At 70.8% G+C, this 24,082-nt stretch carries 26 protein-coding genes and 3 tRNA genes; 19 read left to right on the top strand and 10 right to left on the bottom strand.

Annotation, left to right across the window (positions count from 1 at the left end):
• Window positions 1–263 precede the first annotated feature (263 nt).
• Window positions 264–941, top strand: a complete 678-nt coding sequence (locus ACPEH0_RS07755) for a hypothetical protein (protein WP_359920689.1) — start codon at window positions 264–266, stop codon at window positions 939–941.
• Entirely contained in the window at window positions 941–1,588 is a 648-nt protein-coding gene (locus ACPEH0_RS07750) for a hypothetical protein (protein WP_311860585.1), read from the top strand. The genes ACPEH0_RS07755 and ACPEH0_RS07750 overlap by 1 nt, the downstream gene beginning before the upstream one ends.
• An 86-nt stretch (window positions 1,589–1,674) precedes the next feature.
• Here ACPEH0_RS07750 and ACPEH0_RS07745 read toward each other — a convergent pair.
• The 3 genes from ACPEH0_RS07745 to ACPEH0_RS07735 form a co-directional block, all read right to left on the bottom strand.
• Window positions 1,675–1,747, bottom strand: a tRNA-Phe gene (locus ACPEH0_RS07745).
• Window positions 1,748–1,815: 68 nt separating this feature from the next.
• Window positions 1,816–1,889, bottom strand: a tRNA-Asp gene (locus ACPEH0_RS07740).
• Window positions 1,890–1,910: 21 nt separating this feature from the next.
• Window positions 1,911–1,983 (bottom strand) — tRNA-Glu (locus tag ACPEH0_RS07735).
• A gap of 210 nt (window positions 1,984–2,193) precedes the next feature.
• Between ACPEH0_RS07735 and ACPEH0_RS07730 the strand changes: the two genes are divergently transcribed.
• The gene (locus tag ACPEH0_RS07730) at window positions 2,194–3,657 is read left to right on the top strand and encodes a M23 family metallopeptidase (protein WP_366213559.1); all 1,464 of its coding nucleotides are present in this window, start codon (window positions 2,194–2,196) and stop codon (window positions 3,655–3,657) included.
• Window positions 3,658–3,720: 63 nt separating this feature from the next.
• On the opposite strand, the gene ACPEH0_RS07725 is transcribed toward ACPEH0_RS07730, so the two are convergent.
• The gene (locus ACPEH0_RS07725; protein WP_217529849.1) at window positions 3,721–4,254 is read right to left on the bottom strand and encodes an inorganic diphosphatase; all 534 of its coding nucleotides are present in this window, start codon (window positions 4,252–4,254) and stop codon (window positions 3,721–3,723) included.
• Between the two features lie 265 nt (window positions 4,255–4,519).
• Here ACPEH0_RS07725 and tilS point away from each other — a divergent pair, with 265 nt between their 5' ends.
• The 13 genes from tilS to lysS all read left to right on the top strand — a co-directional run bounded on the left by tilS (window position 4,520) and on the right by lysS (window position 16,196).
• Window positions 4,520–5,548 (top strand): tRNA lysidine(34) synthetase TilS, encoded by a 1,029-nt coding sequence (tilS, locus tag ACPEH0_RS07720; protein WP_366213560.1) that lies wholly within the window; start codon window positions 4,520–4,522, stop codon window positions 5,546–5,548.
• Window positions 5,549–5,557: 9 nt separating this feature from the next.
• On the top strand, window positions 5,558–6,109 hold the full coding sequence (gene hpt / locus ACPEH0_RS07715) for a hypoxanthine phosphoribosyltransferase (protein ID WP_366213561.1): 552 nt from the start codon (window positions 5,558–5,560) through the stop codon (window positions 6,107–6,109).
• Between the two features lie 69 nt (window positions 6,110–6,178).
• Window positions 6,179–8,182, top strand: coding sequence for an ATP-dependent zinc metalloprotease FtsH (gene ftsH, locus ACPEH0_RS07710; RefSeq protein ID WP_217529844.1), 2,004 nt, complete (start codon window positions 6,179–6,181; stop codon window positions 8,180–8,182).
• A 10-nt stretch (window positions 8,183–8,192) separates the two neighbouring features.
• Complete coding sequence (folE, locus tag ACPEH0_RS07705) at window positions 8,193–8,783, top strand: GTP cyclohydrolase I (protein WP_253035019.1); 591 nt, start codon at window positions 8,193–8,195, stop codon at window positions 8,781–8,783.
• Window positions 8,780–9,589 (top strand): dihydropteroate synthase, encoded by an 810-nt coding sequence (folP, locus tag ACPEH0_RS07700; protein ID WP_366213562.1) that lies wholly within the window; start codon window positions 8,780–8,782, stop codon window positions 9,587–9,589. The genes folE and folP overlap by 4 nt, the downstream gene beginning before the upstream one ends.
• A complete protein-coding gene (gene folB, locus ACPEH0_RS07695; protein WP_217529838.1) occupies window positions 9,586–9,951 on the top strand; it encodes a dihydroneopterin aldolase in 366 nt (121 codons plus the stop codon). Before folP ends, folB begins: the two co-directional genes overlap by 4 nt.
• A complete protein-coding gene (folK, locus tag ACPEH0_RS07690) occupies window positions 9,948–10,484 on the top strand; it encodes a 2-amino-4-hydroxy-6-hydroxymethyldihydropteridine diphosphokinase (RefSeq protein WP_217529836.1) in 537 nt (178 codons plus the stop codon). The genes folB and folK overlap by 4 nt, the downstream gene beginning before the upstream one ends.
• Entirely contained in the window at window positions 10,481–10,972 is a 492-nt protein-coding gene (locus ACPEH0_RS07685; protein WP_363380825.1) for a DUF3180 domain-containing protein, read from the top strand. The genes folK and ACPEH0_RS07685 overlap by 4 nt, the downstream gene beginning before the upstream one ends.
• Window positions 10,917–11,492, top strand: coding sequence for a PH domain-containing protein (locus ACPEH0_RS07680; RefSeq protein ID WP_217529832.1), 576 nt, complete (start codon window positions 10,917–10,919; stop codon window positions 11,490–11,492). Before ACPEH0_RS07685 ends, ACPEH0_RS07680 begins: the two co-directional genes overlap by 56 nt.
• Entirely contained in the window at window positions 11,489–13,108 is a 1,620-nt protein-coding gene (locus tag ACPEH0_RS07675) for a PH domain-containing protein (protein ID WP_366213563.1), read from the top strand. The genes ACPEH0_RS07680 and ACPEH0_RS07675 overlap by 4 nt, the downstream gene beginning before the upstream one ends.
• Window positions 13,105–13,812: a DUF2520 domain-containing protein gene (locus ACPEH0_RS07670; protein ID WP_253035026.1), complete on the top strand. Its 708-nt coding sequence runs from the start codon at window positions 13,105–13,107 to the stop codon at window positions 13,810–13,812. The genes ACPEH0_RS07675 and ACPEH0_RS07670 overlap by 4 nt, the downstream gene beginning before the upstream one ends.
• Window positions 13,809–14,552, top strand: coding sequence for a formylglycine-generating enzyme family protein (locus ACPEH0_RS07665; protein ID WP_366213564.1), 744 nt, complete (start codon window positions 13,809–13,811; stop codon window positions 14,550–14,552). The genes ACPEH0_RS07670 and ACPEH0_RS07665 overlap by 4 nt, the downstream gene beginning before the upstream one ends.
• Before the next feature lie 120 nt (window positions 14,553–14,672).
• Window positions 14,673–16,196 (top strand): lysine--tRNA ligase, encoded by a 1,524-nt coding sequence (lysS, locus tag ACPEH0_RS07660; RefSeq protein ID WP_359920660.1) that lies wholly within the window; start codon window positions 14,673–14,675, stop codon window positions 16,194–16,196.
• Here lysS and ACPEH0_RS07655 read toward each other — a convergent pair.
• From ACPEH0_RS07655 to ACPEH0_RS07635, 5 genes are all read right to left on the bottom strand, one after another.
• Window positions 16,189–17,676 carry a hypothetical protein gene (locus ACPEH0_RS07655; RefSeq protein ID WP_366213566.1) on the bottom strand — a complete coding sequence of 496 codons (1,488 nt, stop codon included), beginning with the start codon at window positions 17,674–17,676 and terminating at the stop codon, window positions 16,189–16,191. The two genes, lysS and ACPEH0_RS07655, sit on opposite strands and share 8 nt — an antisense overlap.
• Window positions 17,673–18,191: a PH domain-containing protein gene (locus ACPEH0_RS07650; protein ID WP_366213567.1), complete on the bottom strand. Its 519-nt coding sequence runs from the start codon at window positions 18,189–18,191 to the stop codon at window positions 17,673–17,675. Before ACPEH0_RS07650 ends, ACPEH0_RS07655 begins: the two co-directional genes overlap by 4 nt.
• A gap of 178 nt (window positions 18,192–18,369) precedes the next feature.
• Window positions 18,370–19,134 (bottom strand): ABC transporter permease, encoded by a 765-nt coding sequence (locus ACPEH0_RS07645; RefSeq protein WP_366213568.1) that lies wholly within the window; start codon window positions 19,132–19,134, stop codon window positions 18,370–18,372.
• Window positions 19,112–20,044, bottom strand: a complete 933-nt coding sequence (locus tag ACPEH0_RS07640; RefSeq protein ID WP_366213569.1) for an ATP-binding cassette domain-containing protein — start codon at window positions 20,042–20,044, stop codon at window positions 19,112–19,114. Before ACPEH0_RS07640 ends, ACPEH0_RS07645 begins: the two co-directional genes overlap by 23 nt.
• A gap of 84 nt (window positions 20,045–20,128) precedes the next feature.
• On the bottom strand, window positions 20,129–20,323 hold the full coding sequence (locus tag ACPEH0_RS07635) for an aureocin A53 family class IId bacteriocin (protein ID WP_018185747.1): 195 nt from the start codon (window positions 20,321–20,323) through the stop codon (window positions 20,129–20,131).
• 312 nt (window positions 20,324–20,635) lie between these two features.
• Here ACPEH0_RS07635 and ACPEH0_RS07630 point away from each other — a divergent pair, with 312 nt between their 5' ends.
• Entirely contained in the window at window positions 20,636–20,836 is a 201-nt protein-coding gene (locus ACPEH0_RS07630; RefSeq protein WP_018185746.1) for a hypothetical protein, read from the top strand.
• 15 nt (window positions 20,837–20,851) lie between these two features.
• On the opposite strand, the gene ACPEH0_RS07625 is transcribed toward ACPEH0_RS07630, so the two are convergent.
• Window positions 20,852–21,511, bottom strand: a complete 660-nt coding sequence (locus ACPEH0_RS07625) for a response regulator (protein ID WP_064003621.1) — start codon at window positions 21,509–21,511, stop codon at window positions 20,852–20,854.
• Window positions 21,512–21,747: 236 nt separating this feature from the next.
• Between ACPEH0_RS07625 and ACPEH0_RS07620 the strand changes: the two genes are divergently transcribed.
• Together ACPEH0_RS07620 and ACPEH0_RS07615 are read left to right on the top strand one after the other, a co-directional pair.
• On the top strand, window positions 21,748–22,911 hold the full coding sequence (locus tag ACPEH0_RS07620; protein WP_366213570.1) for a sensor histidine kinase: 1,164 nt from the start codon (window positions 21,748–21,750) through the stop codon (window positions 22,909–22,911).
• Window positions 22,912–23,008: 97 nt separating this feature from the next.
• Window positions 23,009–24,034, top strand: a complete 1,026-nt coding sequence (locus ACPEH0_RS07615) for a LacI family DNA-binding transcriptional regulator (RefSeq protein ID WP_366213571.1) — start codon at window positions 23,009–23,011, stop codon at window positions 24,032–24,034.
• Window positions 24,035–24,082: the final 48 nt, after the last annotated feature.

Here is a 24,082-nt window from a genome sequence, read left to right as displayed (position 1 = left end):
TCGACTCGTGCGCGAGCTGGCAAACTCCCGAGGGGACCGCTCGAGGCGTCCGAGCTGGAGATCAGGGCGTCGGCGATCGTCCGCGAACTCGCCGTGTCCGGACTCGCGGCCGATCAGATGGCCGAGAATAGTCGTCTCCGTCCGGCGTTCGTGCGCACGCTCCTTGCGGGCGGTGGATCTCCCGGCTCCGACTGACAAATGTCACGCTCATCGGTGATGCGTCGGCACTGCCGCGAAAGTCGCCGGCGGCGTGGGATGGATGCATGCCTTTTCGCACATCCATGGTCCCCGTAGCCTCGTCCGCCCTGCCGTTCTGGCGCCGGCCGGGCCACCTCATCCGGACGAACGCGCGCGCCTACGTGCTCCTCAACGTCGCCGCATACGGCCTCGTCCTCGTCGGTTTCGCGCTCGGGCTGCTTTTCCCCGAGCTGAACACCGCCCGCGCGGACGCGCTCGAATCCGACGGCACGGCCGACCTGGTGAGGTCGGTGGTCTCCTCGGCTCCCCTCTTCGCCCTGCTGATCTTCGCGGTGAACCTGTTCCGCCTCAGCCTCGCCACCATCGTGCTGCCATCGCTGCTGGTGCCCTTCGCGGGTCTCGCGCTGTTCGGGTGGTGGGCGGTGGAGACGGGGGTCACGCTCGTGCAGACCACGGCCGTCGGCTGGGTCGCGCTCATCCCTCACGCGCTCACCGTCCTGATCGAACTGCAGGCCTACGTCCTCTTCCTGCTCGGCGCGTGGATCCTGGGCCGCAGCTGGCTGCGTCCGCGAAGTGTCGGGGTGCAGCGGCACCGGGACGGGTATGTCCGGGGACTCGAGAGCATCGGCCTCTTGGCAGTGCCGGCGCTGATCCTCCTGGTCGTCGGAGCGATCTGGGAGGCGTACTCCCTGCTGTACCTGGTCCATCCGCTCAGCCAGTGGCTGCTCGGTGGTGCTGCCTGATGGCGACCTGGCGGCAGCGCATCGCCGAACGGCGGGTCCGCGCGGGGGACGGCCGTCCCCTCGATCCCTACCGGTGGTGGCAGGCGCTCGGCAGGTCGACGTTCGCCATCACGCTCCCCGGTGCGAACGGATCCACGTCCGTCTTCACGGTCGACGTTCGCCAGTGGGGGGACCGGGATGACGGCGAGGTGCGGGCGCGGCTCTACCGAGACGGCGCGCTGGATGCCGTCTCCCGGCTGCCGGCACGATTCGCCGTCCCCGGCGGCCACATCGAGGTCGCCGCGAACTCCTTCGGGCTCCGACGATGCCATTTCGTCTCGACGGAAGGGGAGGAACGACAGTTGACGCCGCACCCGCGGTCCGCAGAAGGACGGCGCGCGGCGCTGCACCGGCGGCATCCGTTCCTCAGCCATGTGATCGGCGTCGTCGCATCGGTCCTCGTCGTCGCCGGAGTCGGCATCGCCGTGCCCCAGTTGGTCGAGACGATCTCGCACATCGAACTGTTCGCGCAGCACCTCGGCACCTTCACGTCGCCCATCCGGCTCTCCGCGGAGGCGAACATCGCCGTGACGCTCGTTCTGGCAGCGGCAAGCACCGAACGGGCACTGCGGCTGAGGTCGAACTGGCTCGACGAACTGGCCGGATGACGCGGACCGACGCCAGGGCAAAGCAAAACCCCCGCCATGTAGAAGCTAGGCGAGGGTTTCTGGGACCGTTGTAACGACGGTCCGTGTGGCTCCGACGGGCGTCGATCCCGTGACCTCACGATTTTCAGTCGTGCGCTCTACCAACTGAGCTACAGAGCCTCATGGCTGCAGAAGAGCCATGTCCTAGACGAAGAGCCCTCTGAAAACAAAGGGCTCGTCGCTCGGAGCGACCCTGACGGGACTTGAACCCGCGACCTCCGCCGTGACAGGGCGGCACGCTAACCAACTGCGCTACAGGGCCATGCTTATTAAATTGTGGGAGTGACCCCAACGGGATTCGAACCCGTGCTACCGCCGTGAAAGGGCGGCGTCCTAGGCCGCTAAACGATGGGGCCGAGCGAACCCGGGGGCTCACGCTTACCGAGGGTCAAGCATATGCGATCCCCGACGAATGTGCGAATCGAGGGCGCGCCGACCTCTCCCAGGTCTCAGACCGAGGCACGATGGCGGTGTCCGTCCGCACTTTTCCTGTGACGAATGTGAACAGTGTTGCTACTGTGATGGGCGGATCAGCACGCCATCTGGCCGAGGGGAGGGTGTGTGCAGTGACCGATCTTTCCGAGGCGCCGGACGTCGATTGCGGCTGCGCGCCCACCGCCGACGAGATGCGATCGTTCTCGTCGCGCATCAGCCGACGCAACGCCCTGGGACTCGGCATCCTCGGTGTGGCCGCGGCATCCACCGGTCTGGGCTTCGCCCTTCCCGCCTTCGCCGCCACCTCGTACCCGAGCTGGGACGACGTCGAGAAGGCCCGCAACAACGAAGCCGCCAAGGGCTCTGAGATCACCCGCATCCAGAACCTCATCTCGTCGCTCGAGAACGACGTCGCCGCCAAGCAGGCCGAAGCCGAGCGCCTCGGCGTCGAGTATCAGGACGCCCTCATCGCGTTCGAGGACGCCGCCGCCCGCGCCGACGCGCTGCAGGCCAAGGCCGACGCCGAGGAGGCCCGCGCCAAGGAGTCCGCCGCGAAGCTCGGCGTCCTCGCCGCGCAGCAGTACCGCTCCGGCAAGGGCGACGCAACCCTCGAGCTCTTCTTCTCCGACTCGTCCGCCAGCGCCGACGACCTGCTCGGACGCCTCGGCACCATGGGTCGCCTCGTCGACGCCAACCGCGACGTCTACGCCGAGGCCGTCGGCGCCCGCGACAGCGCGAAGAGCCTCGCCGCCCAGGCCCAGGTCGCCCGCGACGAGCGTGACAAGCGCAAGGTCGAGGCCGAGCAGAAGATGCAGGCTGCGCAGGATGCCGCGCAAGCCGCGCAGGCCGCCCTCGCCGCCCAGAACGAACACCGCGAAGTCCTCGAAGCGCAGCTCGACGCCCTCCGTGACACGACGGCCAAGACCGTCGCCGGGTACAAGGCCGGCGTCGAAGCCGCCCGCAAGGCGCGCGAAGAGGCAGCCCGCAAGGCGCGTGAAGAGGCCGCCCGCAAGGCTCGCGAAGAAGAAGCGCGGCGCATCGCCGAGGAGAAGCGTCGCCGGGAAGAAGCAGCGGCCGCCGCGGCCAACAAGCCCAAGCCGAGCACGGGTGGATCCTCCGGCGGCGGCTCGTCCGGCGGCGGAAGCAGCAGCGGCGGCAGTGGCGGAGTCGTCCAGTCCTCCGGGTGGGTGCGTCCCGCCCACGGCTGGATCAGCTCCTGGTTCGGCACGCGCGGCAGCATCTGCGGTTCCGGCGGCTGCACGGCCAGCGGCCACCGCGGCATCGACTTCGCCAGCTCCTGCGGCTCGCCGATCTACGCCGCGGCATCCGGCACCGTGGTCTTCGCCGGCTACAGCGGAGCCTGGGGCAACTACATCCAGGTCCGCCACAGCGACGGCACCGTCACCGGGTACGCGCACATCATCAACGGCGGATACAACGTCGGCTACGGCGACCGCGTCCGCGCCGGTCAGACCATCGCCTACATCGGCAGCACCGGCGCCTCCACCGGCTGCCACGTGCACTTCGAGGTTTACCGCGGCGGCGTCCGCATCGATCCGGCGCCCTTCCTGCGCGCCCGCGGCATCAGCGTCTGACGCCCGCCGCCGAGACGACAGAGGGTCGGATGCCGCGCGGCATCCGACCCTCTTCGTTTCACGTCAGAGCGTGTTCGGTGACTCGCCCTCACCCTGCGTGCGGGTCTCGCCCTCGTGCTGCTCGAAGCGCTCGAACGCCTCGCCGACCAGGCGCTCGGCCTCAGCGGCGTTCGCCCACTCGTCGACCTTGACCCACTTGCCCGGCTCGAGGTCCTTGTAGCGCTCGAAGAAGTGGCCGATCTCACCCTTGGTCCACTCGTCGATGTCGTCGACGTCCTGGATGTGCGCCCAGCGCGGGTCCTTCGCCAGGACCGCGACGACCTTGTCGTCGCCGCCGGCCTCGTCGCTCATCTTCAGGACGGCGACGGGGCGGACCTTGGCCAGCACGCCCGGGTAGATCTCACGGTCGAGCAGGACCAGCACGTCGAGCGGGTCGCCGTCCTCGCCGAGCGTGTTCTCGAAGAAGCCGTAGTTCGCGGGGTACCCCATCGGGGTGAACAGAACGCGGTCGAGGAAGACGCGGCCCGTGCCGTGGTCGACCTCGTACTTCACGCGGCTGCCGCGCGGGATCTCGATGACGGCGTCGTACGCGCCCATGCCTGTGCTCCTTTGAATGTCCGGTGGGATGCGCCGACCAGCCTACTGGCGCCGCTGCGTGTGCCGAACTCCGGAAGAAACGCCGCGAACAGCCGTCTTCGGCCCCTGTTGCCGCCGTTTCGCCTGCATTCGGTACGCCGCCGCGCACCGTCTTCGGTCCCCGCGGTCATGGCGGGGGACCAGCGGCTGCGGAATCACGCGCGAGCCCCGACAGGCCTCGGCGCCGCAGACTGAATACGGGACACCGGCCGGATAGCGTGGAGCCGTGCCGTCCCTGAACCCCGCCGTCGCCGAGGTCCGTCGCGCCGTCCGCGCTGCCCTGACCGGGCTTCCGGAGGGCGCCGTCGTCATCGTCGGGCTGTCGGGCGGCGCCGATTCGCTGGCTCTGGCCGCGGCCGTCGCGTTCGAGGCACCCAAGCTCGGACTGCGGGCCGCCTCGGTCACCGTCGACCACGGTCTGCAGGCCGACTCGGCCGAGGTCGCCGCCCGCGCCGCGCGCGCGGCCGCACGCCTCGACCTCGACCCGCTCGTCGTGCGCGTCGAGGTCGGTGCCGACGGCGGACCCGAGGCCGCCGCACGCGATGCGCGGTACCGCGTGCTCCGGGATGCCGCGCGCGACGCCCGCGCCGCCGCGGTGCTCGTGGCGCACACCCTCGACGACCAGGCCGAGACCGTCCTCCTGGGGCTGGCGCGCGGATCGGGGGCGGGCAGCCTGCAGGGGATGGCGGCGGCATCCGATCTCGACGGCGTCCCGCTGCTCCGCCCGCTGCTGGACGTCCGCCGCAGCACGACGCGCGCCGCGTGCACCGCGCAGGGTCTCGAACCGTGGGACGACCCGCACAACATCGACCCCCTCTACACCCGTGTGCGCGTCCGCGAGCGGGTGCTGCCCGTGCTCGAGGCCGAGCTCGGCCCGGGTATCGCGGAGGCGCTCGCCCGGACGGCCGCGCAGCTGCGGGAGGACGCCGAGGCCTTCGACGAGATGATCGACGAGACCATCGAGGACATCGTCGAGCACGCCGAGGCCGGCATCGCCGTCTCGGTCGCCGCGCTCGCCGCCAACCCGCCGGCGTTGCGCCACCGAATCATCCGGCACGTCGTCGCGAGCGAGTTCCACGCCTCGCTGACGCGCACGCAGACCCTCGAGGTGGCGCGGCTGGTGACGGACTGGGCGGGGCAGGGTCCGATCGACCTGCCCGGATGCCGCGCCCGCCGCATCGGCGCGATGATCGAGTTCACGGGAGCCGAGGCCGGGACGGGCGCCCGATTCCCGGCATCCGATCGCGAACTTTAGACTTCTGCAATGCGCGCAGCCGAGATCGCCGACCAGCTCACCGATGTCCTCGTCACCGAGGAGGAGATCCAGGCCAAACTCGAACAGCTCGCGCGGCAGGTGGAGGCCGACTACGAGGGCAAGGATCTGCTGCTCGTGGGCGTGCTGAAGGGCGCGGTCATGGTCATGGCCGACTTCGCGCGCTCGCTCAAGCGCCCGATCGAGATGGACTGGATGGCGGTCTCGTCGTACGGCGCCAGCACGAAGTCCAGCGGTGTCGTGCAGATCCGGAAGGACCTCGACACCGACATCTCGGGCAAGCACGTGCTCATCGTCGAGGACATCATCGACTCGGGGCTGACGCTCAGCTGGCTGCTGGAGAACTTCACGTCGCGCGGCGCGGCGTCCATCGAGGTGCTCGCACTGCTCCGCAAACCCGAGGCGGCGAAGGTCGAGATCGACTGCCGCTACGTCGGTTTCGACATCCCGGTCGAGTTCGTCGTCGGCTACGGTCTGGACTTCGCGGAGAAGTACCGGAACCTGCGCGATGTGGCGGTCCTCGCGCCCCACGTCTACGCGTGATTCCGCGCGGTACGCCCAAAACGAACGCACAGACCTCGCATAGCGCGGCAGGGGTAGCCTGAACGCACCATGAACGTCAAGAAGCTCTCCCGCAACCCGTTCGTCTACGTGGTGCTCATCGGCGTGCTCTTGATCGTCGGTATGACCCTCATCACCAACCTGACGGGTGCCCGCAGCGTCACGACGCAGGAGGGCCTGAAGCTCCTCGGCGGCGACACCGTGACGCAGGCGACCCTGACCGACGGTGACCAGCGGGTCGACCTCACCCTCAGCGAGCCGTTCGAGGGCGCGACGAACGTGCAGTTCTACTACGTGGCCGAGCGCGCCGACGCGGTCGTGCAGGCGGTGGACTCGGCTGCTCCGAAGGACGGCTACAACGACGTCGTGCCGCAGACGAGCTGGTTCGGCAGCCTCATCTCGATCCTCCTCCCCATCCTCATCCTCGGTCTACTCTTCTGGTGGCTGCTCTCGAGCGCCCAGGGCGGCGGCAGCAAGGTCATGCAGTTCGGCAAGTCGCGCGCCAAGCTCGTGACGAAGGAGACCCCGACGGTCACCTTCGCCGACGTCGCCGGGTCCGACGAGGCGATCGAGGAGATGCAGGAGATCAAGGACTTCCTGAAGGACCCGGCCAAGTTCCAGGCCGTCGGTGCCCGCATCCCCAAGGGCGTCCTGCTGTACGGCCCTCCCGGAACGGGTAAGACCCTCCTCGCGCGCGCCGTCGCCGGCGAGGCCGGGGTGCCGTTCTACTCCATCTCGGGTTCGGACTTCGTCGAGATGTTCGTGGGTGTCGGTGCGAGCCGCGTCCGCGACCTCTTCAAGGAGGCGAAGGAGAACGCGCCCGCCATCATCTTCATCGACGAGATCGACGCCGTCGGCCGCCACCGCGGCGCCGGCATGGGCGGCGGTCACGACGAGCGCGAGCAGACGCTCAACCAGATGCTCGTCGAGATGGATGGCTTCGACCCGAAGGTGTCGGTGCTCGTCATCGCCGCGACGAACCGACCCGACATCCTCGACCCGGCTCTGCTGCGTCCGGGCCGTTTCGACCGCCAGATCGGTGTCGACGCCCCCGATCTGAAGGGGCGCCAGAAGATCCTCGAGGTGCACGGTCGCGGCAAGCCGCTGTCGCCCTCGGTCGACCTGTCGGTCGTGGCGCGCAAGACCCCCGGCTTCACGGGTGCCGACCTCGCCAACGTCCTCAACGAGGCAGCCCTGCTGACGGCCCGCTCGAACGCGCAGCTCATCGACATGCGTGCCCTCGACGAGGCCATCGACCGCGTGATCGCCGGTCCGCAGCGCCGCACCCGCGTCATGAAGGACAAGGAGAAGCTCATCACGGCGTACCACGAGGGCGGCCACGCCCTCGCTGCCGCCGCGATGAACAACACCGACCCTGTCACGAAGGTCACGATCCTGCCCCGCGGCAAGGCGCTCGGCTACACGATGGTGCTGCCGCTCGACGACAAGTACTCCGTGACCCGCAACGAGCTGCAGGACCAGCTCACCTACGCGATGGGCGGACGTGTCGCCGAGGAGATCGTCTTCCACGACCCGACCACCGGTGCCTCGAACGACATCGAGAAGGCCACCGGCATCGCCCGGAAGATGGTCACCGAGTACGGCATGACCACCGACGTCGGACCGGTCAAGCTCGGCTCGTCGTCGGGTGAGGTCTTCATGGGCCGCGACATGGGCCACGGCCGCGACTTCAGCGAGCGGATCGCCGAGCGCGTCGACGCCCAGGTGCGCGGACTCATCGAGCAGGCGCACAACGAGGCCTACCAGGTCATCAACGACAACCGCGAGATCCTCGACCGGCTCGCGCTCGCGCTCCTCGAGAAGGAGACCCTCGACCACCTCGAGCTCGCCGAGATCTTCAAGGACGTCAAGAAGCTCCCGCCGCGCCCGCAGTGGCTCTCGAGCAGCGAGCGTCCCGTCTCGACGCTGCCTCCCGTCGAGGTCCCGCGCCGCGCCGAGGCGCCGGTCGCGGCGAACACCGAGGCCGCGCAGCCGGCCGCCGAGACCTCTCCCGCGCGCCACGCGACGGGGCAGGCTCGACCCGCGACGGCCTGAGGCGGCCCGCATGGCGGTCGACCGCGAGCGCGTCGCCGAGCTGGTCCGAGAACTGCTCGTGGCCATCGGTGAGGATCCGGAGCGCCCGGGCCTGAAGCTCACCCCGCAGCGCGTCGCCGACGCGTACGCGGAGTTCTTCTCCGGAGTGGGGGAGGATGCCGCGGCCCCCCTCGCGCACACGATCTCGGTGACGCGGGGGCCGGCCCCCGACACGCTGCCCTCGGGCGCGGTCATGCTGCGCGACATCCGCTTCCAGTCGATGTGCGAGCACCATCTGCTGCCGTTCGCGGGACGCGCGCACGTCGCGTACCTGCCGGGCGAGCAGGTGGTCGGCCTCGGGGCGCTGCCCCGAGTGATCGACATCCTCGCCGCTCGGCCGCAGGTGCAGGAGCGCCTGGGCGAGCAGATCGCCGACGCGATCGCCGGCTCGATCGACACCCGCGGGGTGCTCGTCGTGCTCGACGCGGTGCACGAGTGCGTGACGATGCGGGGCGGGCGTCAGACGGCGGCATCCACCGTCACCGTGGCGGCCCGCGGCGCGTTCACCGAGGCCGCGGCGCGGGCCGAGGCGATCGCCCTGCTCACGGGTGGCCGCACATGACCCTCGTCATGGGGGTCGTGAACGTCACGCCGGACTCGTTCAGCGACGGCGGACGCTACGCTTCGCACGACGCGGCGATCGTGCACGGTCGCGCGCTGCGTCTCGACGGCGCCGACCTGCTCGACGTCGGCGGGGAGTCGACGCGGCCGGGCGCCGAACGCGTCGCGCCCGCGGACGAGCAGGGCCGCATCCTGCCCGTCGTCGAGGCCCTCGCCGAAGGCGGTGCGACGATCAGCGTCGACACGATGAACGCGAGCACCGCGATCGCCGCGGTGGCCGCGGGCGCGCGGATCGTCAACGACGTCTCGGGCGGCCTCGCCGATCCCGACATGCTCCCCGCCGTCGCAGCCACCGAGGCCGACGTGGTCCTGCAGCACTGGCGCGGGCACTCGGCCGACATGTACCGCACCGCCGTGTACGACGACATCGTCGCCGAGGTGGTCGGCGAACTCGGTGAGCGCGTCGCCGCCGCCCGGGCGGCCGGCATCCCGGATCAGCGGATCGTCGTCGACCCGGGCTTCGGGTTCGGCAAGACGCCCGAGCAGAACTGGCTGGTCGTGCGCGGCCTCGCCAGCCTGATCGGCGAGGGTCACCGGGTGCTCGTCGGGACGAGTCGCAAGCGGATGCTGGCGGTCGCCGCCTCGGGCGCGGGCATCGAGCTCGCGGGCGAGGACGACTTGGACCTCGCGACCGCCGTCACGAGCGTCCTCGCCGCGCAGGCGGGGGTGTGGGCGGTGCGCGTGCACGACGTCGCCGCCACGCGTCTCGCGTTCACGGTGCGAGAGGCATGGGAGGGGGAGCGATGACCGACGAGATCGCAATCACCGGCATCCGTGCCACGGGGTATCACGGTGTCTACGACCACGAACGCCGCGACGGTCAGGAGTTCGTCGCCGACCTCGTGCTGTCTCTGTCGCTCGCGCCGGCCGCGGCCAGCGACGACGTCGTCGACACCGTGCACTACGGCGAGGTCGCCGAACGAGTGGCGGCGCTGCTCGCAGGCGACCCGGTCAACCTCATCGAGACGCTCGCCGAGCGCATCGCGACCGCCGTGCTCGCCGGCTGGCCGCTCGTCCAGACTGTCGCCGTCACCGTGCACAAGCCGGCAGCTCCCATCCCCGTCCCGTTCGGCGACGTCGCCGTGACCGTCCGGCGGTCGCGCGCATGAGCCGTCGGTTGGCCGAGGGGACACCGCCGCGCGAGCCGCGTGCCGCCGGCCCCGCCCATCGCGCGGTCATCGCCCTCGGCGCGAACCTGGGGGAGCGCGCCGCCACGATCGCCGAGGCCATCGCCGACCTCGGCCGACTGCCGCTGACCGAACTGGTCGCCGCGGCCGAGCCGATCGAGTCCGTCGCCATCACGCTGGGCGGACCGGATGCCGACGCTCCCCGCTACCTCAACACGGTGGCGATCGTCGACACCCGTCTCGCGCCGACGATGCTCCTCGGCTATCTGCACGCCATCGAGGGGCGGCACGGACGCGAACGGCGGGAGCGGTGGGGGAGCCGCACCCTCGACCTCGACCTCATCACGTACGGCGACGTGCGCTCCGACGACCCTGCGCTCGTCCTGCCGCACCCGCGGGCGGCGGAGCGGGACTTCGTCCTCGACCCCTGGCTCCGCATCGATCCCGACGCGGTGCTCCCCGGTGTCGGCCGGGTGGCCGACCTGCGCGCCGCCCTCCCCGGAGGTGCGTCGTGACGCGCACGAACCCCCTCCTGCTCGCGGCCATCGCCGTCGTGTCGGGTGTCGCCGGTTTCTTCGTCGACCAGGTGCTGACGGGGATGGGGCATCCCAGTTTCACCCCGTCGCCCCTGCTGCCGATCCTCCTCATCGCGCTCGCGGTGGCGGTCGTCGCCGCGGCGATCCCGGTGCGCCGTGCGACCGTCGGGGCGGCGGCACCGGTCGATCCGTTCCGGGCGCTGCGGATCGCGATGATGGCGAAGGCGTCGAGCATCGTCGGCGCCCTCGTCGCGGGATTCGCGGGCGGCCTCCTCGTCTTCGTCCTCACACGACCGGTGTCACCCTCGTTAGGCTCGACGGGTGCGGTGATCGCCGCACTGGGGGGCGGGTTGCTCCTCGTCGCCGGCGCCCTCGTCGCCGAACACCTGTGCACCATCCGGAAGGACGATGATGACGACCAGCCCGGACCCGACGAACCCGATTACGGACTCTCCCACTCCGACTGACGACGCGACCTTCTCGCGGATCCTCGAGCCGCGCGGTGCGAACCGCCTGCCGCTCGGCGACGGCACGTGGCGGCAACTGTCGCGCAAGTACGTCCTCGGGCAGGTCATCGGCAACCTGGTGCTGCTGGTGCTGATCGCCGCGGCGGTCCTCACCCTCTGGCTCATGTTCCAGGCGACCTGGCCTCTCATTCCCGGCTCGATCCTCTTCGTCATCGTCCTCGTGACGTTGATCGTCACGCCGCGTCAGGCGCGCTCGATCGGGTACCAGTTGCGCGAGGACGACCTCGTCTTCCGCCGCGGCATCCTGTGGCAGCGCATGGTGTCGGTGCCCTACGGTCGGCTGCAGCTCGTCGACATCACGCACGGCCCGCTGGACCGGATGCTGGGCATCGCCCAGCTGAAGCTCGTCACCGCCGCGGCATCCACCGGTGTGACGATCCCCGGGCTGCCGCAGAAGGACGCTGAGGCGCTGCGCGACACCCTCATCGAGGTGGCCGAGACCCGGCGGACCGGCCTGTGAGCGACCTCGACCCGCAGCCGGCCGCTCCGGCGGACGTCGGCGTGCCCGCGCCGCCGCCGGCCGCGGTGCGGTCCGAGATGAGCGACGGCGAATGGCACCGGCTGCATCCGCTCTCGCCGCTGCTGCGCGGCGGACTGACGCTCCTCGTCATCATCGGCATCCTGATCGCGAACCTGCGCGACCGGCTCATCTCGTTCTTCCTCCCCGAGGGCGTCCGATGGGACGAGGAGGACCCGGTCGACTTCGTGCTGCAGAACGGTATCGCCGTCCAGGCGATCGTCGCCGTGGTCGTCGGGCTGATCGTGCTGGTCGCCCTGTTCTGGATGGCGTGGCGCTTCCACACCTTCCGCATCACGGGCGACGAGGTCGAGGTGCGCAGCGGTGTGCTGTTCCGCACGCACCGGCGCGCGCCCCTCGACCGGGTCCAGGGCGTGAACCTCACGCGGCCCGCCCTCGCCCGGCTCGTCGGACTGGCCAAGCTCGAGGTCGTCGGCGCGGGTCTCGACGCGAACGTCAAGCTCGAGTACCTGTCGACGGCGAACGCCGAGACGGTGCGCGGTGACATCCTGCGCCTCGCCTCCGGACACCGGACGAAGGATGCCGCGGCCCGCACCGCGGCCGGCGGCCCACTCACCTCGCGGGTGACGGCCGGGATCTCCGAGATCATCGACGGCGTCGAGGACGACGGCACCGAACCGGAATCCATCGTCCGCGTGCCGATGTCGCGCCTCATCCTGGCGGGGCTGCTGTCGGGATCGACGATCAGCTTCGTCCTCGTGGTGGTCGCCGTCATCGTCGGGCTTGTGCTGCAGCCGGTGTGGATCGTCCCGGCGCTCGGCGCCTCGATCCCCACCGCCATCGCCTTCGGCGCGTACGCCGTGCGTCGCTTCGTCCGGACGGTCCGTTACTCGATCGCCCCGTCGGCCTCGGGCGTCCGGGTGACCTTCGGGCTGCTCACGACGGTGACCGAGACGCTGCCGCCCGGCCGCATCCACGCCGTCGACGTCCGTCAGCCGCTGCTGTGGCGTTGGGGCGGGTGGTACCGCATCCGCATCAACCAGATCTCGGGACGCTCGGCGAGCGACACGTCGGCGGCGCAGATGGGCGACGTTCTGCCCATCGGGACGCAGGCGGACGTCGAGCGCGTCCTGCGCCTGCTGCTCCCGTCGGTCCCGATCGATGCGGCGCTGCTCGATGCAGGCCTCCACGGCCCTGCCGCGGGCGACGGGTACACGACGTCGCCGGCTCGCGCGCGCGTGATCGACCCGCTCACGTGGCGACGCAACGGCATCCTCGTCCTGCCGCAGGCCGTGCTCGTGCGCACCGGGCGCCTCTGGCCGAAGCTCACCATCCTGCCGCTCGCGCGCCTGCAGTCCGTGCGCATCTCGCAGGGTCCCCTCGACCGCCGGCTGGGCCTCGCCGGGCTCACTGGCCACACCGTGCTCGGCCCGGTGTCGGGCACCGTCGCCTCGCTCGACCACGAAGAGGCGTACGCGCTCTGGAACCACATCACCGCGGCGGCCGTGGCTGCGGCATCCGCGGAATCGCCCGTGTCCGCGCCCGACACCGCCGCGCCCGTCGTCGCACCCGCCCGACCGGAGGACGAGCAACCGTGACACGGGACGGCCGCCTCGGCGTGGGGGTGATCGGCGCGGGACGCGTCGGTCCCGTGGTCGGTGCCGCCCTCGCGGGCGCCGGGCATGCCCTCACCGGCATCACGTCGGGTTCGGACGACGATCGCGTCGACGCGATCCTCCCCGACCTCCCCCGGCTGAGCGCGGAGGAGGTCGTCCGCCGCAGCGAACTCGTCGTCCTCGCCGTCCCGCACGACGAGCTGCCCGCCCTCGTCGCGGGCCTTGCCGAGGTCGGGGCCTGGCAGGTCGGGCAGATCGTGATGCACACCGATGCCGCTCACGGCATACAGGTGCTCGGTCCCGCCGCGTCGCGCGGCGCGATCCCCGTCGCCATCCACCCCGCCATCGCCTTCACCGGCACGTCGACGGACCTCCGCGCTCTGAAGGACGCCTACGCGGCGGTGACCGCACCGGCCGCCGTGATGCCGATCGCGCAGGCGCTCGCCGTCGAGATGGGTTGCGAGCCCGTCGTGGTCACGGACGCCGAGCGCGCCGCCTACGGCGAGGCGATCGCCACCGCCACGACGTTCTCCTCGTCGATCGTGCGGCAGTCCGCCGACCTGCTCCGCGCCGCGGGTGTCGAGGATCCGTCGCGCTACCTCTCCGCCCTCGTCCACACGACGATCGACCGCGCGCTCACCGAGACCGCCCCCTCGATCGGCGACGGTCCGACGGCGCTGCCGTGAGCGACGTCGAGCTCGCCCGCATCCCCGCCGGGCGGGTGGAGCTCCACGACGCGCGCCGTCGCACACGCTGGACCGTCGAGCTCGAACCGTTCGAGATCGGGGTCTACCCCGTCACGGAGGAGCAGCTCTCCGAGGTGCTGGGGATCGCGGCATCCCATCCGCGGCGTCCCGCCGTCGAGGTCAGCTGGCTGCGCGCCGTGCGGTTCTGCAACGCGCTGTCGGAGTGGGAGGGCCTCGACCCCGCGTACGCCGTCGACGGCGAAGAGGTGCGGTGGCACGTCGACAGCGACGGGTTGCGGCTGCCGACCGAGGCCGAGTGGGAGTACGCCTGCCGCGCCGGGTCGACGGGGCCGCACTACGGCCCGCTGGCCGAGATCGCGTGGACGGCGGCCGACGGGGTGAGCGCGCCGCAGCCGGTCGGCGGCAAGCTGCCGAACCTCAACGGGCTGTTCGACACGCTCGGCAACGTCTGGGAGTGGTGCTGGGACTTCCTCGACACGGAGCGCTACGACGACTACCGCGTGTTCCGCGGCGGCGGGTTCGCCGACGACGCGTGGAGCGTGCGGGCCGGCACCCGCCGCGGCGGGGGACCGCGGATGACGCACGACGACGTCGGGTTCCGCGTCGCGCGGGGCGGTTTCGACGCCGTCGACGCCGCGCAGGGGTGGTCGGCCGCGGCCGACGCCGAGCGCGCCGCGGGCGGCGACCCGCGCCCGCCCGGCTGGACCCCTCGCCGCTGAGCCCGGTCGACCCGCTCGGCTGTTCACGGACGGCGGCCACCGGCATCCGCTCTCGCCGCGGAAACCGCACAGGGCCTCGCCGATAGACTGAAGGGTCGAATCCCCGAGGAGCCTTCTGCCATGACCGACGCGTCCGCGCCCACGCCCGCCGAGACGACCGACGAGGACATCTTCGAGCAGAAGGCGGTCCGCCTCGCCAAGCGCGAGCGCCTGTTGGCGGAGCGGACGGATGCCGCCGGTGGCGCCTACCCCGTCGCGGTCCCCGTCAGTACGACGATCCCCGCGCTGCGGGACCGCTTCGCATCGCTCGAGGCGGGAGAGGAGACCGGCGAGACCGCCTCGGTCGCCGGCCGCATCGTCTTCAGCCGCAACACCGGCAAGCTCTGCTTCGCGGCGCTGCAGTCGGGCGACGGCAGCCGCATCCAGGCGATGGTCTCCCTCGCGGAGGTGGGCGAGGAGTCGCTGCAGGCGTGGAAGGAGCTCGTCGACCTCGGCGATCACGTCTCGGTGACCGGCCAGGTCATCTCGAGCCGGCGCGGCGAACTGTCGATCATGGTCACCGAGTGGGCGATCGCGGCCAAGGCGCTGCTGCCGCTGCCGAACCTGCACTCCGAGCTGAGCGAGGAGAGTCGGGTGCGCTCGCGCTTCCTCGACCTCATCGTTCGCGACACTGCGCGCGAGACGGTCGTCGCCCGAGCGAAGGTCAACGCGTCGCTTCGTCGCACCTTCGAGGCGCACGGATTCCTCGAGGTCGAGACTCCCATGCTGCAGGTGCAGCACGGCGGCGCTGCGGCCCGTCCGTTCGTCACGCACTCCAACGCGTTCGACACCGAGCTGTACCTGCGCATCGCGCCGGAGCTCTTCCTCAAGCGCGCCGTCGTCGGTGGCATCGACCGCGTCTTCGAGATCAACCGCAACTTCCGCAACGAGGGCGCCGATTCCACCCACAGCCCCGAGTTCGCCATGCTCGAGGCGTACCAGTCGTACAGCGACTACAACGGCATCGCCGACCTGACGCAGGAGCTCATCCAGAACGCGGCGATCGCCGTGGCCGGATCGACGACGGTGACCTGGGCCGACGGCACCGAGTACGACCTCGGCGGTCAGTGGGACCGCATCTCGATGTACGAGTCGCTGTCGGATGCCGCCGGTCGCCGCGTCACTCCCGAGACGTCGTTCGAGGAGCTGCAGGCCCTCGCGTCCGAGGCGGGTGTCGAGGTGCCCGAAAAGATCGCGACCCACGGCAAGCTCGTCGAGGAGCTGTGGGAGCACTTCGTGAAGGGCGGCCTCGAGCGTCCGACGTTCGTCATGGACTTCCCGCTCGACACGTCTCCGCTCGTGCGCGAGCACCGCAGCATCCCCGGTGTCGTCGAGAAGTGGGACCTCTACGTCCGCGGCTTCGAGCTCGCAACGGGCTACTCCGAGCTCGTCGACCCCGTCATCCAGCGTGAGCGCTTCGTCGAGCAGGCGAAGCTCGCCGCGCGCGGCGACGACGAGGCGATGCGCGTCGACGAGGAGTTCCTGCGGGCGCTCGAGCACGGCATGCCGCCGACCGGAGGAATGGGCATGGGCATCGACCGCCTGCTGATGGCGATCACCGGCCTCGGCATCCGCGAGACGATCCTCTTCCCGCTCGTCAAGTGAGCGCTGGCGCGGGCGCACGACGATGCGTCCTCGCCAGCGGAACCGTCTCGGCGATCCGAGCCGACAGCGCGTCGACCTCCGCGGGGCGGAACCGGAGTGCCCGGAAGGTGCGCGGCATCCCTGCGTAGAAGCACACGTCGGCGACGAGCGGATGCCCCGCGAGCCGGCTCGTGCCCACGATGTGCACGGCCGCGGCGGACAACACCGTCTGCCGTTGCACGACGTGACTGACGAGGAGGACGACCCGGTCGGAACCTGTGTCGACCCGCAGTCGTGAACAGAGGACGACCGTGAGGGGCCAGGCGATCGCGAAGACGACCGCACCGGTCGCGAGGACGAGCAGCGCCGGCCACCCCAGCCCCGCGGCGACCCAGCCGGCGAGGACGGCGGCAGCGATCAGCCCGGCGAGGAGGACGACACCCGTACCGGTGGCTCGGGCACCCCGATCGCCGGTGAGCAGGCGCGTCGACGGGTCCTCGTCGAACGCCTCGTGCAGCAGGCGTTCCACGACCCGGCGGGGGAGCGACGGGAGCAGGAGGTTCGTGCCGAGCTGCGCGGCCGAGTCCGTCGTCAGAAGCGACAGCCGGACGCGTCCGAGCAGCGTCTCGACGAGGTTGCGCTGCAGCACGACGCCGATCGTCGTCGCCCGCGAGACGCTCCGGGTGTGGGTGGAGAACAGGCCGTAGGAGATCACGATCCGGTCGCCCGGCATCCGTCGCACCTCGAACGAGGCGTAGCGCACCACCGTCAGCACGAGGCCGAGCGCGACGATGCCGACGGCGATCGCCACCGCCCAGACGACCGGGGGCAGCGGCAGCCACCGGGTGAGCGCCGTGTCGGCGCCGAACATGCCCAGCGTCTCGGACACCCCCAACGCCGCGCCACCGCCGATGAGGGCGAACTGGCCGTAGACGACGCTCGCGAGCAGCAGGTGCGTCAGCCGCACCCGGTAGAGCAGGATGCCGGGCGCCGGCCGCGCCTGCTCGGCAGGCTGCTCGGCGGCCGAAACAGCCTCAGCCGTCCCGATCGCGTGCCCGGCGCGCGCCGTCACCTCGCGATGGAGGTCCTCGTCGACCGCCCACAGGTGGACCTTGGTCCGCTCGTCGCCGGCCTGGGACAGCGTGAGGACCCGCAGGTCCCACCGGGCGAAAGCCCAGGACTGCCTGCTGTCGACCGTTCCGATGTCGGCCCAGGCGAGGGACTGCTGGCGGCGCGTGAACGCACCGGTCGTCACCACCAGGTGCTCCGGGGTGAGCGCCACCCGGGTGAAGGTCCACCGCCAGATCGGTTCGCACAGGAGAACGGCGATCAGGGGGCCGAGCGCCAGCCACGCCCAGGCGCCCGGCCACACGGCCGGTCCGAAGAGATAGACGGCGCCGGCGATGACACTGCCGACGAGTTTGGGAGAGGACTCCAGGTACGACGCCGGAAGGTAGCGCAGCGGAAGACGCCGAGGGGCCGCGTCGGCGGGGACGGTCACCGCGCCGGCTCCGCCTGCGCGTGGAGCACGGTCGCACGGATGCGCTCCGCCGCGCGCGGCTCGAGCGGGCCGAGGCCCTCGACCTCGGAGATGCACGTGAATCGCACGCTCACGGCGTCGAACGCGCGCAGCAGCGGCCCCTGCACGACTTCGACGTTCAGGATCTGGGCCGTCGCGATGACGGTGGTCCGCCGCCAGAGCCAGCCGCGCGTGATGTAGACGTAGTCCGCCGTCGCGGTGTAGCTCGTGTTCTCGACCTGCTTGCGGTTGAGCCAGGGCAGTTCGATCAGCAGGGAGACGACGGCGAGGATGCTGACGATCACCCAGAGGGCCGTGCGCCACCCGGGATCGGGGAGGAAGGCGATGGCGACGGCGAGCGCCGTGGTGACGAGGACCGTGGTCGCGCCCTCGCGGACGTTGAGGTAGGTCAGCGCGCGGGGTGCCAGCACCGCGTCACCGCGGGTGCCGTGCGCAGGCGGGTATCCCGAGGACGGGGTGCTCGCGGGGACGGTCATGATCCCGATACTCCCGCACCCGCGGCGTCGGCGGGCATCCGTCCGACGTGGATTCTCGGGAGATCGAAACCTCGGTGCGCGTAAACTGATCCCGCTTCATCTCGATCCGATTCGAAGCACCCCTGGCTGGCGTCTTGACCGAGACGCCAGCCAGACCCCTTTCCGGAGGGGGCGCCGGTCATTGCATGTCGGCCCGCTGATTGCGGGCGAATCCGATGGCGAGCGGGACGACCAGCCACAGCAGTCCGGCCGTCAGCGCCGGGCCGAGCTCGCCGGTGCCGCTGCCGGCCTCCGTGATGGCGGTCAGTCGGAACCACGAGCCGATGCCGTGCGGGACGAGCATGAGCAGCGGGTCGATCACGAATCCCTGCACGAGCGAGAACACGATGGCGATCGCGACGCGCTGCGTCGCCGCGCCGTAGGCGATACCCGACACGGTGCCGACGCCGGCGCTCCAGAGCAGGACCGCGATGCTCTCGGCATCCGCGTTCCACACGATGGTCGCACCGGCGGCGAGGCCGAGGCCGGCGGTGAACACGACGGCCAGGACGGCGGCGACGGCGACGAGGACGGTGCACACGATGACCGCCGTCAGCGCCTTGGCGAGGAAGACGATGTGCCGGCGCGGTTCGAGGGCGAACGTCGTCAGCACGTCTCGCGACTGCCAGTCGGCGGCCGTGATGAAGATCGCCAGGATGGGGACGAACACGGTGACGGCCGCTCCCATGCCGAGGAGCGCGCCGGAGATGCTCACCGATTCCGCGTCGACGAGCAGCGCGATCGCGGCGACACCGGCGCCGACGACGACCCAGAGCGCGGCGGTGAGGCCCAGCGCCCACCGCGTCCCCCGTGTCGTGCGGACGTTCCGCAGTTCGGCCCGCAGGCTGCGGCCGAAGCGGCCGGCCGTCTGCGGGGGGCTGTCAGCGAGAATCAAAGACGTCACCTTCCACTCGGTACTGGCCGCGCGTCAGGCGACGGTAGAGGTCGCTGATCGACTCGCGGTCCTCGGCGAGCTCGTCGAGCACGATGCGGTCGGCGATGCAGATCTCGCTGAGGGAGCGGGGGTCGATGCCGACCGAGAACCGCCCTTCCTCGGGACGCACGCTGAACGGGATGCCTCGGGTCGTGAGCGCGCGTCGCAGCAGGTCGGTGTCCACAGCGATCGCCGTCGCGTTCTTGTCGGCGGTGAGGTCGCCGACCTCGCCGGAGTAGCGGATGGCGCCCTCGCTGAGGACGACGATGCGGTCGGCGAAGGTCTGGAGTTCCTGCAGGAGATGCGTCGAGACGAGGACGCAGCCGCCCGTCGTGTGCGCGTGATGGACCAGAGTCGATCGCAGCCAGTCGCCGGTCTCGATGTCGAGACCGTTCATGGGCTCGTCGAGGATGAGGTGTCGAGGCCGACCGACGAGAGCGACGGCGAGGGCGACCCGCTGCTTCATCCCGAGGGAGAGCGCGCCGAAGCGGCGACGTGCGGCAGAGGCCAGGCCGAGCGTGGCGATGAGTTCGCCGACCCGCTCACGCGGTGAGTCGGTCAGGATGGCGGCCGTCGCGAGGGTGTCTTCGACGCTGCGCCCGGGGTGGTGGGCGCCCGGGTCGAGAAGGGCTCCGACGGTACGGCCCGGCTGCGCGAGATCGCGGAAGAGGGCGCCGTCGAACGTGGTCGATCCGGCGTCGGCGATCGTCAACCCGAGCATCGTGCGCATCGCGGTCGACTTGCCGGAGCCGTTGGGACCCAGCAGGCCCGTGACGGTGCCCGCGGGGATGTCGAAGGAGACGTCGTCGAGGACGCGCTTGACGCCGTACGTCTTCGAGACGCCCCTCACGCGGATGCCGGTGTCCGGTGTCTGCGGCATGGGTCGGCTCTCCTTCTCTTCTCACGTGGTCGTGGTGTCCCGATGGGACGGCACGCACGTGGTGCCGTCCCATCGGGACAGATCTCAGCCGATGCCGAGGATCCGCAGGATGTAGTCGACGATCGTCGCGAACGAGATGCCCGCGTTGATCCACTCGAGCACGCGACGCCAGTTGTTGCGTGCCCACGCGGTGATGCGTCCGACCTGGCCGGCGACGGCACGGCCCCAGCGGCCGATGTTCGCGATGACCCACGCGATGAACCTCAGAACTGCCCCCATGATGTTTCCTCTCGATCCGTTGGTGTTTGTCAGTGACGCTGCGTTCGTGACCGCGATCGCAGCGCCGGAAGTGACGCTACCGACGGCTCGGGTCGCCGCTCTTGAGTCGAAAGGCCCCAGCGTTCGTGCAGGGGACGCAATCCGCATCCGCCTTTAGACGCAACGGGACCGCCCGGGGTGCCGCCCCCGGATGGAATGCGCTCTCGCGCCGTATCGAGGCGCGCAGGCCGCGGCTAGGCTCCGAGGCGTTCCCACCCACATCGACGCGCGGCAGACACACGGTGCCCGTTCGTCCGCGACGTAAGGAATCCCATGGCTGACAAGAAGCGGACCGCCGCGGACGGCGCGGCATTCGCCGCACTCTTCATCGTCGCGCTGACGGTCAACATCTGCCTGGCCGTCTTCACCGACGTCGAGGTGATCCTGCGCTGGGGGATCACCGCCGTGGCTGGCATCGCCGCCGCGGCGACGGCCTACGCGATCGTGTCGCGCAGGAGCCGTTCGCGCAGCTGAGGGAAGCCGCCCCGCTCAGGGGAGTCGGATGACGCCGGTGGTCGCGGCGTAGAGGAGGACCTGCACCCGATCGCGCACGCCCCACTTCGTCATGATCCGGCGCAGGTGCGACTTGACCGTCGCCTCGGACAGGAAGAGGTCCCGCCCGATCTCGGCGTTCGACATCCCCTTGGCGAGCAGTTCGAGGACGTCGAGCTCACGACGGGAGACCTGTTCTGCGGGACTCAGTGTGACGGTCGGCTGACCCGCCGGCGCGCCGATCCGCCGGACGAGATCTCGGCCGGCGACCGACGACAGGACGAAGCCGCCGTGGTGCGCGCTGCGGACGGCCGCCGTGATGTGCTCGGGTTCGGAATCCTTCACGAGGAAGCCGACGGCGCCGACCCGGAGGGCGCCGGCCACCGTCTCGTCGGATCCGTAGGTCGTGATCGCGATGGTCCGTGCGGACGGCAGGTCGACCGACAACTGCTCGATCGCGCGGATGCCGTCGCCTCCCGGCATCCGGATGTCCATCAGGATCACATCGGGCTTCAGCTCGAGGCTCAGGCGGACAGCGCTCGGTCCGTCGCTCGCCTCTCCTACGACCGTCATCCCCGGTTCTGCGTTCAAGAACACCTGGAGAGCCCGTCGGACGAGAGCCTCATCGTCGGCGATGAGAACTCGGATGGGGTCCATGCGATCAGCATAGGTGCCGGTTTTGCGTCTTGCGGTGACGGGATTGCGTCTTGAGCAGGAGCGTCCGCCGGCGCTCCTCGGGTCAGGATGGGCGCAGGGCGTGCCGGGAGCTCCTTCCGGCACGAAGTCGAGATGGGGAGAGAAAGAATGTTCCGATGGATCCCGTTCGCGAGTCAGCCGACAAATCTGTGGACGCACCTGTGCCGGGTGCTGCGCATCTGCAACTAACCCGCGGCATGCACGGCGCGGGCGGAGCAGCCCGTGCCGTGCAGCGCGAGCTGCGCGACTACGTCCTCCCCCCGAAGGTCGCCCGCGCCATCCTGGCTCTGCTGCCCCTGCTCGCGGCGGTCGACGTCGCGTGGGCGCAGCTGACATCGGGGCCGTCGATCTCGTGGCCGACGATCGCCGCCTCCGTGCTCACCAACGGCTCGATCATCGCGATGGCCTGGCGGCCCACGTGGGGAGCCATCGTCCTCGTGCTCGCCGGATTCGTCGCCGTCGTCGCGGGCCAGAGCGGTGAGTATCTGACCGCGGTCGCCATGAGCATCGGGGTCGTCTTCTACTGCTGCAGCGCCGTGTTCTCGACCGCGTACGGGGTCGCGGCCGTCGCCTGGGTGGCGGCGATCGCCACGGTGCCGCCGGGTCTCAACGTCGGCGGAGTGGTGGCCGTCTTCGTCGTCGGGCTCCTGTCGGCGACGGTCGGACGGGGCCTGCGTCGCGTCGTCCGCCGGAACGTCGTCCTCGCCTCACAGGTCGACGCGCACGAGGCGCAGCTCGACGCGGCGCTGCTGGCGGAGCGCACCCGCATCGCCGACGAGCTCCACGACGTCATCGCGCACGAGATCTCCATCACGGTCATGCACGCCCGCGTTCTGGAGCGCACGGACGACCCCGAGATCCGCTCCAGCTCGCAGCGCGCGATCGTCGCGGCATCCGCTCAGGCGCTGACCGACACGCGTCGCGTGCTGCAGCTCATCCACGGCAGGACGGGGACGGACGGCGTGACGGATGCCGGTGCCCCCGGCATCCGCCGAGAGATCGACTCCCTCGCCCAGAAGCTCCGCGACCTCGGGCACACGGTGCGGACGGAGGTGACCGGTGACGCGGCGCTCGCAGGCATCATCGAGACGACCCTCACCCGCGCCGCGCGGGAGGCGGTCACGAACATCGTGAAGCACGGCGCGCCGGCCATGACGATCGAGCTGTCGCTCGTGGTGACACCGCACACCGTCGTGCTGTCGGTGATCAACGATCCGCATCGCCCCGTGTCGAGTCAGCGCCCCGGCCCCGCGTTCGGACTGGCGCGTCTCCGCGAGCGCGTCGAGGTGCTGAGCGGCACGTTCGCCGCCGGACCTGACGAGGGTCGATGGCGCGTCCGCGTCGAGCTGCCCACGCGCTGACCAGCGTTTGCGCCCACGCCGATGCGCGTGTCAAGGTCTTGCTTTTTCGTCGCCTGAACCGGTTTAGTAGATCAGGTCCGCCACGAAGGAGTGACCGATGCCCCCCGAGACCCGTCCCACGATCGCGGATGTCGCGCGCGCGGCGGGCGTCAGCAAGGGCCTCGTCTCCTTCGCACTGAACGGTCGTCCCGGCGTCGCCGCCGAGACGCGGCAGCGCATCATGGACACCGCCGCCGAACTCGGCTGGACGCCGAGCCTGAGCGCCCGGTCGCTCAGCGTCGGGCGTGCCTTCGCGTGCGGACTGGTGATCGGGCGGAGCCCCGACGTCATCGCGGCCGACCCCTTCTTCCCCTCGTTCATCGCCGGGCTCGAGGACGAATTCTCCGTCACCGGCCAGGCGCTCGTCCTCGCCGTCGCGAACCCGGGCCGTCAGGAGGAGGCCACCTACCGGGCGCTCGCCTCGGACCGGCGCGTGGACGGCGTCATCCTCACCGACATCCGCGTCGCGGACCCGCGCATCGCGCTCCTCGCCGAGGTCGGGATCCCCGCCGTCACCCTCGGCGTCCCCGACGTCGCCTCGCCGTTCGCCTCGGTCTCGACGGACGACGGCGCCGGCATCCGTCTCGCCGTCGAGCACCTCGCCGGCCTCGGCCACCGCCGCGTCGGGCACGTCGCAGGACCCTCCGGCATGCTCCACGCCCACCGCCGCCGCGATGCCTTCCTCGATGCCGCGGATGCCGCCGGCCTCGACGTCGCCGTCGTGGAGACCGACTTCAGCGCCGCCGACGGCGCGCGCGCCACGGCATCCCTCCTCGAGGAGGCGACCCCGCCGACAGCCATCATCTACGCGAACGACAGCATGGCGGTCGCCGGCATGGGGATCGCCCACCAGCGCGGGCTGAGCGTGCCCGACGACCTCTCGATCACCGGATTCGACGACACCGAGATCGGCCGTTGGGTGCACCCGGCCCTCACGAGCGTGGCGACCGACGCCCGCGGCTGGGGCGTGACCGCCGCCCGCACCCTCCTCGCCGCGATCGCCGGCGACCCGCCCGCACACATCGACCTGCCCGATCCCACCCTCGCCGTCAGGGGTTCGACGGCACCTCCCGCCGGCGCCTGATCGGCGTCGCACGACAGCAAGAGAGCACGACAGACAGACACGACACGA

Origin of the sequence: Microbacterium sp. NPDC079356 (assembly GCF_049545465.1) — a bacterium.
Lineage (GTDB): Bacteria > Actinomycetota > Actinomycetes > Actinomycetales > Microbacteriaceae > Microbacterium > Microbacterium gawkjiense.
The sequence above is the reverse complement of the archived record's forward strand: the minus strand, read 5'-3'. Positions and strand labels throughout refer to the sequence as shown.